12 protein-coding genes are annotated in these 15,367 nt (G+C 28.8%); all 12 read left to right on the top strand.

Features of this window, described 5'->3' with window-relative positions; genetic code table 11:
* Positions 1–19: 19 nt before the first annotated feature.
* The 12 genes from BLS77_RS06130 to BLS77_RS06070 all read left to right on the top strand — a co-directional run bounded on the left by BLS77_RS06130 (position 20) and on the right by BLS77_RS06070 (position 15,304).
* Entirely contained in the window at positions 20–1,066 is a 1,047-nt protein-coding gene (locus BLS77_RS06130) for an ABC transporter substrate-binding protein (protein WP_089966998.1), read from the top strand.
* 52 nt (positions 1,067–1,118) lie between these two features.
* Positions 1,119–2,543: a hexose-6-phosphate:phosphate antiporter gene (uhpT, locus tag BLS77_RS06125; RefSeq protein WP_089966996.1), complete on the top strand. Its 1,425-nt coding sequence runs from the start codon at positions 1,119–1,121 to the stop codon at positions 2,541–2,543.
* A 265-nt stretch (positions 2,544–2,808) separates the two neighbouring features.
* The gene (locus BLS77_RS06120) at positions 2,809–3,810 is read left to right on the top strand and encodes a LacI family DNA-binding transcriptional regulator (protein WP_089966994.1); all 1,002 of its coding nucleotides are present in this window, start codon (positions 2,809–2,811) and stop codon (positions 3,808–3,810) included.
* A 398-nt stretch (positions 3,811–4,208) separates the two neighbouring features.
* Positions 4,209–5,870 (top strand): glycoside hydrolase family 13 protein, encoded by a 1,662-nt coding sequence (locus tag BLS77_RS06115; protein WP_089966992.1) that lies wholly within the window; start codon positions 4,209–4,211, stop codon positions 5,868–5,870.
* A 29-nt stretch (positions 5,871–5,899) separates the two neighbouring features.
* Positions 5,900–7,564, top strand: coding sequence for a PTS transporter subunit IIBC (locus tag BLS77_RS06110; protein WP_089966990.1), 1,665 nt, complete (start codon positions 5,900–5,902; stop codon positions 7,562–7,564).
* A gap of 3 nt (positions 7,565–7,567) precedes the next feature.
* A complete protein-coding gene (locus BLS77_RS06105) occupies positions 7,568–8,356 on the top strand; it encodes an endonuclease/exonuclease/phosphatase family protein (RefSeq protein ID WP_089966988.1) in 789 nt (262 codons plus the stop codon).
* A 143-nt stretch (positions 8,357–8,499) separates the two neighbouring features.
* Positions 8,500–9,390 carry an NUDIX hydrolase gene (locus BLS77_RS06100; protein WP_089966986.1) on the top strand — a complete coding sequence of 297 codons (891 nt, stop codon included), beginning with the start codon at positions 8,500–8,502 and terminating at the stop codon, positions 9,388–9,390.
* A gap of 279 nt (positions 9,391–9,669) precedes the next feature.
* Positions 9,670–10,563: a TDT family transporter gene (locus BLS77_RS06090; protein WP_207720424.1), complete on the top strand. Its 894-nt coding sequence runs from the start codon at positions 9,670–9,672 to the stop codon at positions 10,561–10,563.
* A 190-nt stretch (positions 10,564–10,753) separates the two neighbouring features.
* Positions 10,754–11,422 (top strand): response regulator transcription factor, encoded by a 669-nt coding sequence (locus BLS77_RS06085; RefSeq protein WP_089966982.1) that lies wholly within the window; start codon positions 10,754–10,756, stop codon positions 11,420–11,422.
* A complete protein-coding gene (locus tag BLS77_RS06080; protein ID WP_089966980.1) occupies positions 11,409–12,395 on the top strand; it encodes a sensor histidine kinase in 987 nt (328 codons plus the stop codon). The genes BLS77_RS06085 and BLS77_RS06080 overlap by 14 nt, the downstream gene beginning before the upstream one ends.
* Before the next feature lie 177 nt (positions 12,396–12,572).
* Entirely contained in the window at positions 12,573–13,328 is a 756-nt protein-coding gene (locus tag BLS77_RS06075; RefSeq protein WP_089966978.1) for an ABC transporter ATP-binding protein, read from the top strand.
* Entirely contained in the window at positions 13,328–15,304 is a 1,977-nt protein-coding gene (locus BLS77_RS06070) for an ABC transporter permease (protein WP_089966975.1), read from the top strand. The genes BLS77_RS06075 and BLS77_RS06070 overlap by 1 nt, the downstream gene beginning before the upstream one ends.
* Positions 15,305–15,367: the final 63 nt, after the last annotated feature.

Raw genomic sequence — 15,367 nt, 5'->3', positions numbered from 1 at the left:
TAGCTGAGGAGGACTATATATGAAATTTATAAAAATTATTTGTGCTATTTTTATGATAGTTATATCTTTAAATATGACAGCCTGTAGTAATAATTCTGAGAAAGTAACTTACAAAGATGGTTATCCTAACCTAAGAGGAAAGCACCTAGTAGTGTATGTTGCATCGCGAGACGAAGTCGGAAGAGTAATTTTAGAACTTTTTAAAGAGAAGACTGGGTGTACTTATGAATATATGAGAATGCCTACACAGGAAGCTGTAGCTAGAGTTAAAGCGGAAAAAGAATATCCTAAGGCAGATATATTTATGGGGGGAACCTGTGACGCTCATGATTTAATAAAAGAGGAAAAGCTTTCAGAAAAATACACTTCCAAAAATTATGATAGTATCCAAAGTGAATATAAAGATAAACAAGGATACTGGACTGGTTTTGAAGTAGAACCCTTATCTATTGCAGTTAATAAGGATAGGTGGAACCAAGAGTTTAAGTGTAAAGGATTAGCAATTCCTGAAACCTATGAGGATTTATTAAATCCTTTGTATAAAGGTGAAATAGTAATTCCAGATCCAAACACATCTGGAACAGCTTATACAATGATAGCCTCTCTTGTGCAGAGTATGGGTGAAGAAAAAGCTGAAAAACTATTAAGGGGAATAAAAGCTAATGTGGGCAGGATAACAATAAATGGATATACTCCGGCGCAAAAGGTTGCCACAGGAGAATATCTAATAGCCATAAATTTTCTTGGGGATCAACTGTTAGTTAAAAACTCGGGTTTTAATATAGAAACTAGTGTACCAAAAAATGGTGGCTGGAATATAGATGCAATTTCAAAGATTAAAGATGGACCTAATGGTAATGTAGGAAAGTTTTTTATAGACTTTTGTACTTCTAAAGAAATAGGGGATACTTTAACAAATATATCTAAGGGAATGTCTACTAGAGAGGATATTAAAGAGACGGAAGGTATAAACTTTTCTGATTTAGACATATATAGGGATTACGACTTTTCAAAAGCAAGTAACGACAGAGATAAGTTAATGAAGATGTGGAATAACTTAAATTAGTTTAAGTATACAATCAAATTTATTAAAATTTTTAACAACAGGAGGAATAAAAATGAACAAAATAGTTAATTTTTTTAGTATTAATAAAAAGGGTGTATCTGTATCAATTGAAGAGCAAAGGAAGCTGTGGTTTAAGGAGTTTTTAAAAGCCTTCTTTGTTCTAATTGCGGTATATGCTAGCATGTACCTAATTAGAAACAATCTTAAAGCGGGACAACCTTTATTAAAGCAAGAGCTTGGATTTACTACATCAGAACTTGGATATATAGGTTTTGGGTTTTCTATAACATATGCTATAGGAAAAACTCTTTTAGGCTATTTTATTGATGGCAAAAATGCAAAACGTATAATGTCAATATTATTAGTTATGTCAGCCACAATGGTATTTGTAATTGGAATTCTTTTATTATCGGGTAGGAAACCTACTGGAGCTATACTAATATTATGGGGATTAAGTGGATTTTTCCAAGCACCAGGTGGACCAAGTTCTTATTCTACAATTACTAGATGGACACCATCTAAAAAAAGAGGAAGATACTTAGGTATCTGGAATATGTCACATAATATTGGTGGAGGATTAGCAGGTATGCTAGCATTATGGGGAGCTAATACATTCTTCCATGGTAAAGTAGCAGGTATGTTTATAGTTCCAGCTATAGTAGCAGCAATAGTTGGTATAGCTGTTTTATTCATTGGTAAAGACGAGCCTGAAGAATTAGGCTGGAATTCAGCAGAAGAAATATTTGATGAGGTTATAGTTGAAACTAATCCAGAATTAGAAACAATGACTAAATTTGAAATATTTAGAAAATATGTTTTAAGAAATCCTTGGATTTGGGTTTTATGTGTATCTAACGTTTTTGTTTATATAGTGCGTATAGGTATAGATAACTGGGCGCCCTTATATGTTACAGAACAATTACACTTTGCAATGGGTGATGCAGTAAATACAATATTCTACTTTGAAATGGGAGCACTTGTAGGTAGCTTTACATGGGGATTTATATCTGACTTATTAAATGGAAGAAGAGCAATAGTTGCAGTATTCTGCTTAATATTAACTTCTTTTGCTGTATTAGGATATAGATATGCAACAAGTGTTACAATGGTAAATGTTTCATTATTTATTCTTGGAGTATTAATATTTGGACCTCAATTATTAATAGGTATATCACTTGTAGGATTTGCCCCTAAGAGGTCAATTGCAGTTGCTAATGGATTAAGTGGTACATTTGGATACTTATTTGGAGATTCTACAGCTAAGGTTATATTAGCTAAAATAGCAGATCCTAAATCATCAGGTGTAAATATAGCTGGTATAAATCTTCATGGATGGAACGACGTATTTATAGTATTCTATGTTGCGCTGTTTATGGGAGTTATCCTTCTTTCCTTTGTTGCTTATGCTGAAGAGATGAAGATAAGAGCTGCGAAAAAGAAGGAAGGTAAATGTGAATGTGAAGTTTTAGCTGCATAATATAAGAGGTGTCTAAAATAGAAATTAAATTTCTATTTTAGACACCTCATTTTTTGTTATACTTTAAAATATTACTTCTTTACTAGTGAAGAAAAGTTTTGTAGAATGTTTATAAGGCATCATAAAATAAATCAAGTTATAAAAAGATGTTTGGTGAATATTGTAGTTATTAATTATGAACAATAATACATAGTCTATAATTAATAATATAGAAAATATAAGGAATTAACGTGCAGATTACGGTATATAATAGGGAGATGTAAAAATGGCAGTTACAATAAAAGATGTTGCTACATCTACAGTATCTAGGGTTTTATCAAATAGTAATAAGATAAGTGAAGAGAAAAAGCAACAGGTAAATGAGGTTATTAAAAGGCTAAACTACACTCCAAATATTATAGCTAGAGGTTTAGCTAATAATAAAACAAGAATTTTAGCGGTTGTATTAGCAGATGTAGCTGAAAATTTATTTGAGAATCCATTTTTTATTCAGGCTATGAAGGGAATAAGTATTTGCGCTCAGAAAGAAAATTATTATATAATGTATGCATTTAAAGAAGAAGGCTCAAATGATAATGATTGGATAAAGAAATTTACGGAGAGTAATCTTGTAGATGGATTATGTTTGCTGAAGGTAACAGATGATGATGAATGTATAAGTTACTTAAAGGATATAAATGCAAATTTTGTTGTAATAGGTAGGCCAAAAGAGCCTAATACTATGTTGTGGGTAGATAATGATAATTATAAAGCCATGGAAGATCTTGTTGAAGGGCTAATAGAAAAAGGTCATAAAAATATAGGATTTATAGGTGCTAAAGAAGATTTGAATTTTTCAAAGGATAGATTGAGTGGGTATAAACAAGGGTTGAATACTGCAAATATCCCAATAATAGAGGATCTTATTGTTGAACAAAGTGATTTTACTGAAGAACTTGGATATACGGCAACTATAAAAATATTGGATAAAATGATACCAACAGCTTTAGTGGCTACTGATGATTTAATGGCATTTGGGATACAAAGAGCTTTAGGGGAAAAGGGTCTTAATAACATAGCAGTTGCTAGTTTTAATAATAGCCCATTAGCAAAGTATCAAACTCCTCCATTAGCATCCGTGGATATTAATGCAGAAAAATTAGGATATTATGCTACAAAGCTTTTAATAGATAAATTAGAAAATAGAGAATTAGATAAGAAATATTATATTATTGAAACTGAATTAATAGAGAGGGAATCTATTAGGCATAGTAAAATCAATAAATAACTAATCAAAGAGTATTGGAGGTTTTTGTGCTATACGAAGGAAGCTAATAATTTAGTATTAGATAATTTTAGGGGTAAAGTATAGTGCAAAAAATTAATAATTACATCCGTAAGATATAGGATTGAGAAGTTTTTTAATTTAGGCAAACGGTTGCATAAAAAAGAGAGCATGATAAAGATATATAAAGGTAATTTGAAAAAAAGTTGAAAATTTGCCCGAAAATCAAGTAAAGGTTTTTTGTAAAAGTTTACGAAAGGTGATATATTGAATATATTAGATAAAGACATTAATAAACGAAGGTCAATAGGAATAAAAAATAAGTATCAATATGTACATAAAAAACTGTATATATATTTTTTTACAACTTAGGCAAACGGTTGCATAAAGGAGGGAGTTTTATGGAAAGGAACTGGTGGAAGGAAGCTGTGGCATATCAAATATATCCACGAAGCTTTAAGGATTCAAATAATGATGGGATAGGTGATTTAAAAGGAATTGTATCAAAACTTGATTATTTAAAAAACTTAGGTATAGATGTTATTTGGATATGTCCAATGTATAAATCTCCAAATGATGATAATGGTTATGATATAAGTGATTATCAAGACATAATGGCTGATTTTGGAACTATGAATGAATTTGATGAACTATTAAAAGAAGTACATAAAAGAGATATGAAGTTAATAATTGATTTAGTAATAAATCATACTAGTGATGAGCATGAATGGTTTATAGAATCTAAGTCATCTAAAAATAATCCGAAAAGAGATTGGTACATTTGGGATAAAGATAAATGCGGCAGAGAACCTAACAATTGGGAAAGCATTTTCAAGGGATCAGCATGGGAGTTAGATGAGGTAACAGAAGAATATTTCTTACATCTATTTACTAAAAGACAACCTGATTTAAATTGGGAAAATGAAGAGGTTAGAGCCGAATTATATAAAATGATTAATTGGTGGCTAGATAAAGGAATAGATGGGTTTAGAGTAGATGCTATAAGTCATATAAAAAAGGAAGATGGTCTTGTAGATATGCCAAATCCACAGGGGTTAGAGTATGTATCTTCTTTTGAAAAACATATGAATGTTAATGGAATACATGAATACTTAGAAGAATTAAATGAAAATACATTTTCTAAATATGAAGTAATGACAGTTGGAGAGGCTAATGGAGTAAGTGCTGATGAGGCTCATTTATGGGTAGGAAATGAAAATGGTAAATTTAATATGTTATTTCAATTTGAGCACTTACAGCTTTGGGATGATGAAAAAAATGAAGAATTTAATGTTAAGAAATATAAGGGGATTTTAACTAAGTGGCAAAAGGCATTAGAAGGAAATGGATGGAATGCTTTATTTATTGAAAATCATGATATACCAAGAGTAGTATCTAGATGGGGAAATGATAAAGAGTTTTGGAGAGAAAGTGCAACAGCTTTTGCATTAATGTACTTTATGCAACAAGGAACTCCATTTATATATCAAGGTCAAGAAATTGGAATGACAAATGTAAAATTTGATTCTATTGATGATTATGATGATATACAGGGAATAAATATATATGAAGAAAAGTTGGGACAAGGATTAGATATAAAGGAAGCAATGAATTGTATAGGAGCTATTTCAAGAGATAATGCGCGTACTCCAATGCAATGGAATAGTAGCAAAAATGCTGGGTTTACCACAAATGAACCTTGGATTAAGATAAATGAAAATTATAAGGAAATAAATGTAGAAGCTCAAGGTAAAGATGAAAAATCTATATTAAGTTTTTATAAGAAAATGATTAAAACAAGAAAAAATAATTTAGCACTTGTCTATGGAGTATATGATTTAATATTAGAAGATGATGAAAATATTTATGCATATACAAGAACTTTAAATGGGGAAAAATATGTGATAATAGTTAATTTATCTACTAAGGAGACTAAGTACTTTAATAAGGATATAAAATTAAATTATGATAAGTTATTAATTAATAATTATGATATAGATGTTCATGAAGAAATAACCGAATTTACAATGAAGCCATATGAATCAAGATTATATAAAATATAAAAAAAATAATAGAAATGGGGTATAATAATATGAGTAATACAAAGAAAAAAGCAAGTTTGTTTTCATTCGATTTTTGGCAAAGATTTGGGAAGTCATTATTAGTAGTAGTAGCAGTTATGCCAGCAGCAGGAATAATGATCTCAGTTGGTAAATTAATAGGTATGTCATTTGATATAGCTATTTTGGATACCATAGGTAGAGTTATGGAAGATATAGGTTGGGCAGTTATTGGGAATTTACACATATTATTTGCAGTTGCAATAGGGGGTTCATGGGCTAAAGAAAAAGCCGGTGGTGCATTTGCAGGGTTACTATCATTTATATTAATTAATCGTGTAACCGGAGCATTATTTGCTGTAAATTCAGTAATGTTAGCAGATAAAACAGCAACAGTAAATTCATTTTTGGGAAAATCATTAGTAGTTAAAGATTATTTTACAAGTATATTAGGAGCACCAGCTTTAAATATGGGAGTATTTATAGGTATAATTTCAGGGTTCTTAGGAGCGGTATTATATAATAAATATTACAATTACGATAAATTACCAAATGCTTTAGCATTCTTTAATGGAAAAAGATTTGTTCCTTTTGTAGTAATTGCAGCATCTACAGTAGTTGCAATAATATTGGCACTTATATGGCCAATGATACAAGGATTATTAAATGGTTTTGGATTTTGGCTTGCAGAGTCAAAAGATACAGCACCAATATTAGCACCATTTTTATATGGAGCATTAGAACGTTTATTATTACCATTTGGATTACATCATATGTTAACAGTACCAATAAATTATACAGAGCTAGGCGGAGTTTATCAAATAGTAACAGGATCAGCAGCAGGAACTGTAGTATCAGGTCAAGATCCATTATGGTTAGCATGGATTACAGATTTAATAAACTTAAAGGATTCAGGAAATATTACTGAATATAATAATCTTTTAGGGTCAGTAGTACCAGCAAGATTTAAACTTGGACAAGTAATATTATCAACAGCATCATTAATGGGTGTTACACTTGCAATGTATAAAAATGTTGATGAAGATAAGAAAAAGAAGTATAAGACAATATTCATATCAGCAGCACTTGCAGTATTTTTAACAGGTGTTACAGAACCAATTGAATTTATGTTTATGTTTATTTCACCAATATTATATGTTGTATATGCAATAATAACAGGTATAGGATTTGCATTAGCAGATGTGTTCCAATTAAGAGTACATTCTTTTGGATTTATAGAATTTATAACACGTGTACCAATGATGGTAAACGCAGGGCTAGTAAAAGATTTAATTAATTTCTTCATTAGTTGCGGGGCATTCTTTGGAATAAACTACTTTACTTTTAATTTCTTAATACGTAAGTTCAATATTGGAACTCCAGGACGTAAAGGAAATTATATTGATTCAGAAAATGAAGAAGTTGTAGGAAATACAAAAAATAAAGCAACAGCAAATGATGAAGAAGCAATTAAGATTATTTCTTTATTAGGAGAAAAAGATAATATAGAAGAGATAGATGCATGTATGACACGTTTACGTGTTACTGTAAAAGATCCTAATAAAGTTGCAAATCAAGCAGAATGGAAGAAAAATGGTGCTATAGGGCTTATAAGAAAGGATAATGGGATTCAAGCAATATATGGACCTAAGGCAGATATATTAAAATCTACTATTCAAGATATTTTAGGAGTGTAGAGAATGAAGCTATTAACATTAAACTGCCATTCATGGCAAGAAGAAAACCAAATAGAGAAGATCAAGTATTTAGCTAAAGTTATAAAAGAAAAGCAGTATGATGTTGTGGCTCTTCAGGAAATAAGTCAAAGAATAGATTCAAAAGTAGTTAAAGACAATATAAAAGAAGATAATTTTGTATATCTTTTAGTTAAAGAGTTAGAATTTTTAGGAGAATATAATTATAGTTATATATGGGATTTTTCCCATATAGGCTATGATATATATGAAGAAGGATTAGCAATTTTAACTAATAAAAATATAAAAAATAGTAGTTCATTTTATATATCAAAAAGTAAAGATAAAAACTTTTATAAAAGTAGAAATATTATTAAAGCTACTATTGAAGTCAAAGATAAAAATTATGATATATATAGCTGCCACCTAGGTTGGTGGGGTGATGATAAAGAACCTTTTGAATACCAAGCAAATGAGCTAATTAAAAATATATCTAAATCTAATACTAACTTTATTATGGGAGATTTTAATAATAATGCATTTATTATAGGAGAAGGATATAATTATTTATTAGACAAAGGTTTAGTAGATACCTATAACATTGCAAAAGATAAGGATAATGGGATAACTGTTGGTGGGGAAATTGATGGATGGAAGAATAACAGTGACTCAAAAAGATTAGATTTAATATTATCAACTGAAGATATTAATGTAGTTAGTAGTAAAGTTATATTTAATTCTAAAAATTATAATGTTATTTCAGATCATTTTGGAGTGGAGATAATAACTGAATAACAAAAACTTCAACCTTTATTAGGTTGGAGTTTTATTTTTTTAATTTAAAACAAGTGTTGACAAATTAAGGATATAAGAATAAGATGAACACATAGTATCAATGTGATATTAACTAAAAGAGAATGAGTTGAGGTGTAAAAACTTTGGATAAACATTTTGTTAACAAAGAAGTAGAGTTTTTGAAAACCTATGATGAAAACAATTATAAAAGGCCAAGTGTTACAAATGATATTATAATTTTAACAACTGAGGATAAAAGTGAGGATAATAATAGGAAAGTAGCGAAGAAGGGAATGCAGGTTATTTTAGTTAAAAGAGAACAATACCCTTATAAAAATAATTGGGCACTACCAGGTGGTTTTGTAAATATGGATGAAAGCTTAGAAGATGGTGCATATGCAAAGCTTAAAGAAAAAACAGGAATAGACAATGTGTACACTGAACAATTGTATACATTTGGAGATGTTAATAGAGATAAAAGAACTAGAGTTATTAGTGTAGGAAATATTGCATTAATAGAAAAGAAATGTATAAAGGGTTCAGAAATAGATAAAGAAAGAGAAGGCATGTGGTTTTGGATAAATAAAAATCTTATGAGTTCTAAAACTTATGAAGATTATGTGGGAAAAATATATAATCTATCACTTAAATCTATAGATGAAAAAGTAGAAATTAATTATGAGGTATCCGAGAAGGTAGAAAAAAATATTCTGCAGAGAAAGGAAATAACTTATAAACTATTAGAAAATTCAACAGAAGAATTAGCATATGATCATTACAAAATTTTAGATAATGGAATAGATAGATTAAGAAATAAAGTTGAGTATACACCAATTGCTTTTAATCTTCTGCCAAGGTTATTTACAGTTAAGGAATTACAAAATGTTTATGAAGCAATAATGGGTAGAGAAATATTAAATTTTAGAAGAAAAATGGGAGAAATGATTATAGAAACAGATGAGAAAATAGAGGGGAAACCTTTTAGACCAGCTAAGGTATTTAAGTTTAATGAAAATTGGGAGCATAATTTTTAAAAAAATAAGGGAGGCAAAATTATGATTTATTTAAATAAAGAGAAGGTAGGGGGGGAGCAAGTTCTTATAAATAAGAATACAAGTCTTTATGCTGTCGTGTTATCACACGTGAATGGGCAGGAGATAATTTTCAGTAACCTGAAAGAAAGCAACACTGCATTGTTATAACTGACAAGGTTGCAGAGTAGGTTGCAAGAGAACTGATTGAAGATGGCGTAATAAAAATAGAAGAATAATTTTGGAGGGATATTAGTGAAAGTTTTTTTGAAGAAAATACATATGCCTGTGGTAGGGTTAATGCTTGCATTTGCTGCTTTAGGCAATTTAGTTCAATCATATGGAGATGTTTATAGAAACATAATGGGAGCAATTTCTGCAATATTATTCATAGTTGCAACAGTTAAATTTGTATATGATTTTCAGGGCTTAAAGAATGAATTGGACAACCCTATTGGAGCCTCGGTATTTCAAACATATTCTATGGGCATAATGCTTCTGGCAACATATGTTAAGCCGTATAACGGTAGTGTTGCATATGCAGTATGGATAGTAGGAATCCTTATTCATATAGCTTTAATGATTAGATTTTCAATGAAATTTATAAGGAAATTTAATATTAAACAAGTATTACCAAGCTGGTTTATTGTTTATGTAGGTATAGCAGTTGCAGCTGTAACCGGGAAAGCATTTAATCAGACAGTAGGGCAATATGCATTTTGGTTTGCAGTTGTTTCCTATTTAATTCTGATATTTGTAGTCGGGAAACGGGTATTTGTAGTAAAGGAAATCCCTGAGCCTGCATTACCAACCCTTGTAATTTTTTCAGCACCAGGATCTTTATGCCTGGCTGGATACCTAAATGCTTTTGACCAAAAGAATTTATTTATATTCTGGTTGTTATTAGTTTTATCACAATGTTTTTATATATTTGCATTAATCAAACTTGTGGGATTGCTAAAATTAAAATTCTACCCAAGCTATTCAGGATTTACCTTTCCACTGGTAATTTCAGCCTTAGCTTTAAAACTAAGCAATGGATTTCTAATAAATCAGGGTGTTAAAATTGATATATTACCGGTACTTATAAAAGTAGAAGACGTAATAGCGGTTATAATAGTTTTCTATGTATTAATAAGATATTTAGGAGATCTGGTAAAGAACAAAGCTAATTAGGATGTAAGTACATAATAGTCTTAGAAGATTACTTTATGGTATCATTTTTTTGACATGGTGAACTTACAATATTCATAGTAAATGGCATAAATTTGTGTGCATGTATGACGTAATGCACATATTTTAGGTGTGGTAAAATATACAAAAGATATTAAAAGAAAGTTAAAGAATTTTATAAAAGAGGTTAGAGATGAGAAAAAAAATTTTACTTATAGAAGATGACATTAAGTTAATAAAATATATGGAAGAATATTTAAGCGCTTATGATTATTCAGTTCAAAAAATAAAAGATTTTAATCATGTTGAGGAGGAAATATATAAATCAGAAAGTGATTTAATACTTTTGGATATAAATCTTCCCAAGTTTGATGGATTCTATTTTTTAAAGGTAATTAGAAAAAAGCTAAATACTCCTATTATTATAGTTTCTTCAAGAAGTGAAGAGGGAGAACAAATTAGAGGGATAGATTTAGGTGCAGATGATTATATAACAAAACCTTTTAGCATGGGCATACTTTTAGCAAAGATAAATGCAGTGTTAAGAAGAACAAATAGTTTTAATGAAAATATTATTGAGGTTAAGAATATAAAGCTTTTTTGTGAGAGTATGGAAATAAGAGTAGATAATGAAAGTATTCCTTTATCTAAAAATGAATACAAGCTCATTAAGATATTCTTTACTAATTATGAAAAAGTAGTTAAAAGGGAAGAAATGTTAGAAGCATTATGGGATGAGGATGAATTTGTAGATGATAATACTTTAACAGTCAACATAACAAGGTTAAAGAAAAGGATTAAGGATAAGGGAATAAAATTAACTATAGAAACGAAGAGGGGGGTTGGCTATGTCCTTAGGTAAATTACTAAGATCTACTTTAAAAAAGGAGAAAGTTTCAATTTGCCTTTATTTATGTAATTCTTTTTCTATAATACTCTTTTATTACTTTCTATATGATAAGGATTTTATGTTTTATCCTATTTTAATGTGTTCATTTTGTTTAGGGGTATATTTAATTTATAAATTTTTTATATACAAATTATTTTATAAATCCCTTGAAGAAGTAAAAACAAGTCCTGATTATAAAGTTGGAGATAGTATTTTTGAAGAAGTATTTGATGAAATTAGGGAAGTTCATAACGATTATATTTCAAAAATATATACTTTAGAAAACAATAATGAAGAGAAGGAAAAATTACTTATAGAGTGGATTCATAATATGAAAACTTCTGTTGCAGTAATAAATTTGGCAATAGAAAAATTACCTGATGAAGAGGTGGTTAAGGATATAAGGGATGAGAATAGTTTATTACAAAAGAATTTAGAAGGGGCATTAAATATATTTAGACTTGGAGCGTTTTCTAAAGACTATCTTCCAGAAGGTATAAATTTAAAGGAACTAGTCAAGAAGAGTATTAATTCACAAAAAAGAAATTTCATCTATGCTAATGTATTTCCAGAGGTTAATATTCCAGAAGAATATTATATTTTATCAGATAGAAAATGGAGTGAATATGTTATTGTGCAAATATTAAGTAATGCTATAAAGTATTCATTATCAGCAGGGAAGGTATGCTTTTATGCGGAACAGAGTGAGGATAAGATTACACTTTATATACAGGATTCAGGAGTTGGAATAAAAACTGAGGAGATTCCTAGAGTTTTTGATCCATTTTTTACAGGCTGTAATGGAAGAAAAGAAGAAAGATCTTCTGGCATAGGTCTTTATATGTGTAAATGTATTTGTGATAATCTTAATGATAAAATACACATAACTTCTGAGATTAACAAAGGTACAAAGGTTAGTATTACATACTTAGGCATCATAAAATAAATAATAGAAAAGTAACCTTTCATTGGCGTAAGGTTAAGTAAGCAAAATCAATTTAAGGATATTCAAATAGAGAATATACTTTAGATAAGGCATAGCAAAATAAATAACAAGCAAGAATACTGACTTGTTATTTATTTGGATATGACTAAATTCGGAAAAGAAATGAGGTATATTTATATGGAAGTTTTAGAATGTAAAAAAGTAACTAAAGTTTATGATGCATTTAAAGGTGCGCAAGCTATAAAAGCGCTTAATGACATATCTTTTAAGGTGGAGGATGGAGAATTTTTGGGAGTTATGGGGCCTAGTGGAAGTGGTAAAACAACTTTATTAAATATTTTAGCTGGAATTGATAAAGCTACAGCAGGTGAAATTTTTATAGGTGAAAAAAATATTCTTACTATGAAGAAAGATGATATGGCTATTTTTAGAAGAAACAATATTGGCTTTATATTTCAAGAGTTTAATCTTTTAGATAGCTTAACTGTTAAAGAAAACATAGGATTTCCATTAACATTAGACAGGGTAAAACCTAAGGTTATTGAGGATAAGGTTAATGAATTAATAGAGTATTTTGGGTTAAAAGAAGTTGAAAATAGTTATCCTTATAATATTTCAGGTGGTCAAAAACAAAGAGCGGCAGAAGCTAGAGCATTAATTAAAGAACCTAAAATAATATTAGGAGATGAGCCTACAGGAAATTTAGATTCAAAATCATCAATGAATATAATGGAAAGTTTTAAAAAGATAAATGAAGAAAAGAAATCTACTATTGTTATGGTAACTCATGATCCTCTTGCAGCATCCTTTTGTAAGAGAATTATATTTATAAAAGATGGAACTATTAAGCTTGAAATAAACTCTAATGGAAATAGAAAAGAGTTCTTTGACAAGGTTATAGAAGCACAATTAGTTATAGGAGGACAAGAATAGTGGAATTTTCTTCAATAATTATAAAAAATATCAAGTATAACATTAAGAATTACACAGCTTATCTTCTTGGGAATAGTCTTATTCAATGTATCCTATTTATGTTTTTCACTTTAGTGTTTAGTCCAGAATTTATGAAGGTTGATGAAACTATGTTTGTAAAAGAAAATTTTATGTCTGTAGTTATATTAATGGTAGCTTTTTCATTAATGTTTATAATTTTTACAACAGTTTCCTTTACAAAGTATAGAGGGAGAGAATTTGGGGTATATTTCACAATAGGATTAACTTCAAAAGAAATAACAAAAATACTTTGTTATGAAAATATTATAATAGCGTTGATATCCTTTCTAGTTGCATCTCTTGGGGGAAGTGTATTTTCAAAACTATTTCATATGTCTATAGGGAAAATATTGAAAATTGATAATATAATTATTCCTTTGAGTTTTAAAGCGTATGGAACGATATTTTTAATTTCAACTATAATATTTTTATTCACTACAATATATCAAATGTTTTTCTTGAAAAGATATTCAATAGTTAATATATTAAAGTCGAAATCAAAAAAAGATCTGGGAAGTACAAGCAATATTTTAGGGATAATAGGAATAATAATTTTTATAATTTCTATTATTGCTTTTAAAATAGCTGTTAATGAGCAAATAGCGGATACAAAAAACTTATTTGCTGCATCTATATTAGGGATAATGGTTTCGGTTTATTTATTGATAGGGTTCTCTATGACTGTAGTAGTAAAGGTTTTAAGAAGATTTAAAAGAATTTATAATAATAATATTTTATTTATGAATTCTCTTTCACATAGATTTATGTCTTATAGAACAGTCTTATATGTAGTTACATTAATGGTTTCAGGAGCAATGGTATTTATATCTATTGCCTATGGCATGTATAAGGGAACAGAGAGACAAATGGATATAAAGTATCCATATGATATGAGTTTTATAGTTGATAAAAGTGACGTGGAAAATAAAGATATTAAAGAGATTGCTACAAAAAACTTAGGTGGAGTTGAAAGTTATAATGAGTTAGAAGGATTAAATATTCCGGATATAAGAGTTTATGAAGGTGAATGTTTATGGCGTAATTTTCAAATGTTAGTTATAAATGAAGATAGCTATAGAAGTCTAGGAAATAATGATCTAAATCTAAAAAAAGGAGAAGTTCTCTATTCTACTGTTGAAAAGAGTGGGAGTTTTTCAGACTCAGGCTTTATGCTAGATTTATCTAAAAAATCAATGCAGAACAATAAATTATCTTTAGACGAATATAAAGAGAATCGTATGATAGATGAGTATGTATATATAAGAAAAGAAAATAAAAGAAATGAAATATTTACTCTTCCTGTAAATTACTTCTTCAATAATAACTATATTAGAAATGCGGCTTTAGTTGTTAATAATGAAGATTATAAAATGATGAAGGAAAAGCTAGGGGATGAAGCAGTTACTTACGATGTAATGATCAATATTAAAAATAGTGAAGGATATAAAGGTTTAGAAAATAGGCTAGAGACTAATTTAGGAAAAAAGGTTAGTGATACATTAATCATTAAAGAAAATATGTTTGATTCGGCTATAAAAGAAAATAGTTTTATGCTATTTATATCTAGCTTTATGGGAATGATGTTTTTAATAGGAAGTGCAGCAGTTTTATATTTTAAGACAATATCATCTATTGAAGAGGATAGGGAAAGAAGTAAACAATTAATAAAAATAGGTTTAAGTAAGAATGAAATTAATAAATTATCTATGCAAGAATTAGGTGCAGTATTTCTTGTACCTCCTGTTATAGCTTTAACCTGTACAGGATATTATTTATATAATATTCTTAATCTTATTAATGATGGCGAATATATGTGGAAAAATAGTTTGTTTGTTTTTGGAGTATATTCTGTTATCCAAATTATATTTTATTTTCTAACCAGTAATAAATATAAAAAACAAATTAATAGAATTTAGCATTAGTTAAGAAAAAAAGTAGAGAAAATAAGATATGTGTATTAATAGTAGTATAAAGTGGAA

Source organism: Clostridium gasigenes (genome assembly GCF_900104115.1).
In the GTDB taxonomy this organism is placed as follows: domain Bacteria; phylum Bacillota; class Clostridia; order Clostridiales; family Clostridiaceae; genus Clostridium; species Clostridium gasigenes.
Note: the sequence above shows the minus strand (reverse complement) of the source record. Positions and strands in the feature narration are given on the sequence as shown.

What these genes read in the sequence shown, in the direction of transcription:
- BLS77_RS06080 (WP_089966980.1), top strand. Translation starts at nt 11,409, where the DNA reads ATGTCCTTAGGTAAATTACTAAGATCTACTTTAAAAAAGGAGAAAGTT.
- BLS77_RS06115 (WP_089966992.1), top strand. Translation starts at nt 4,209, where the DNA reads ATGGAAAGGAACTGGTGGAAGGAAGCTGTGGCATATCAAATATATCCA.
- BLS77_RS06085 (WP_089966982.1), top strand. Translation starts at nt 10,754, where the DNA reads ATGAGAAAAAAAATTTTACTTATAGAAGATGACATTAAGTTAATAAAA.
- BLS77_RS06090 (WP_207720424.1), top strand. Translation starts at nt 9,670, where the DNA reads ATGCCTGTGGTAGGGTTAATGCTTGCATTTGCTGCTTTAGGCAATTTA.
- BLS77_RS06105 (WP_089966988.1), top strand. Translation starts at nt 7,568, where the DNA reads ATGAAGCTATTAACATTAAACTGCCATTCATGGCAAGAAGAAAACCAA.
- BLS77_RS06130 (WP_089966998.1), top strand. Translation starts at nt 20, where the DNA reads ATGAAATTTATAAAAATTATTTGTGCTATTTTTATGATAGTTATATCT.
- BLS77_RS06120 (WP_089966994.1), top strand. Translation starts at nt 2,809, where the DNA reads ATGGCAGTTACAATAAAAGATGTTGCTACATCTACAGTATCTAGGGTT.
- uhpT (WP_089966996.1), top strand. Translation starts at nt 1,119, where the DNA reads ATGAACAAAATAGTTAATTTTTTTAGTATTAATAAAAAGGGTGTATCT.
- BLS77_RS06110 (WP_089966990.1), top strand. Translation starts at nt 5,900, where the DNA reads ATGAGTAATACAAAGAAAAAAGCAAGTTTGTTTTCATTCGATTTTTGG.
- BLS77_RS06075 (WP_089966978.1), top strand. Translation starts at nt 12,573, where the DNA reads ATGGAAGTTTTAGAATGTAAAAAAGTAACTAAAGTTTATGATGCATTT.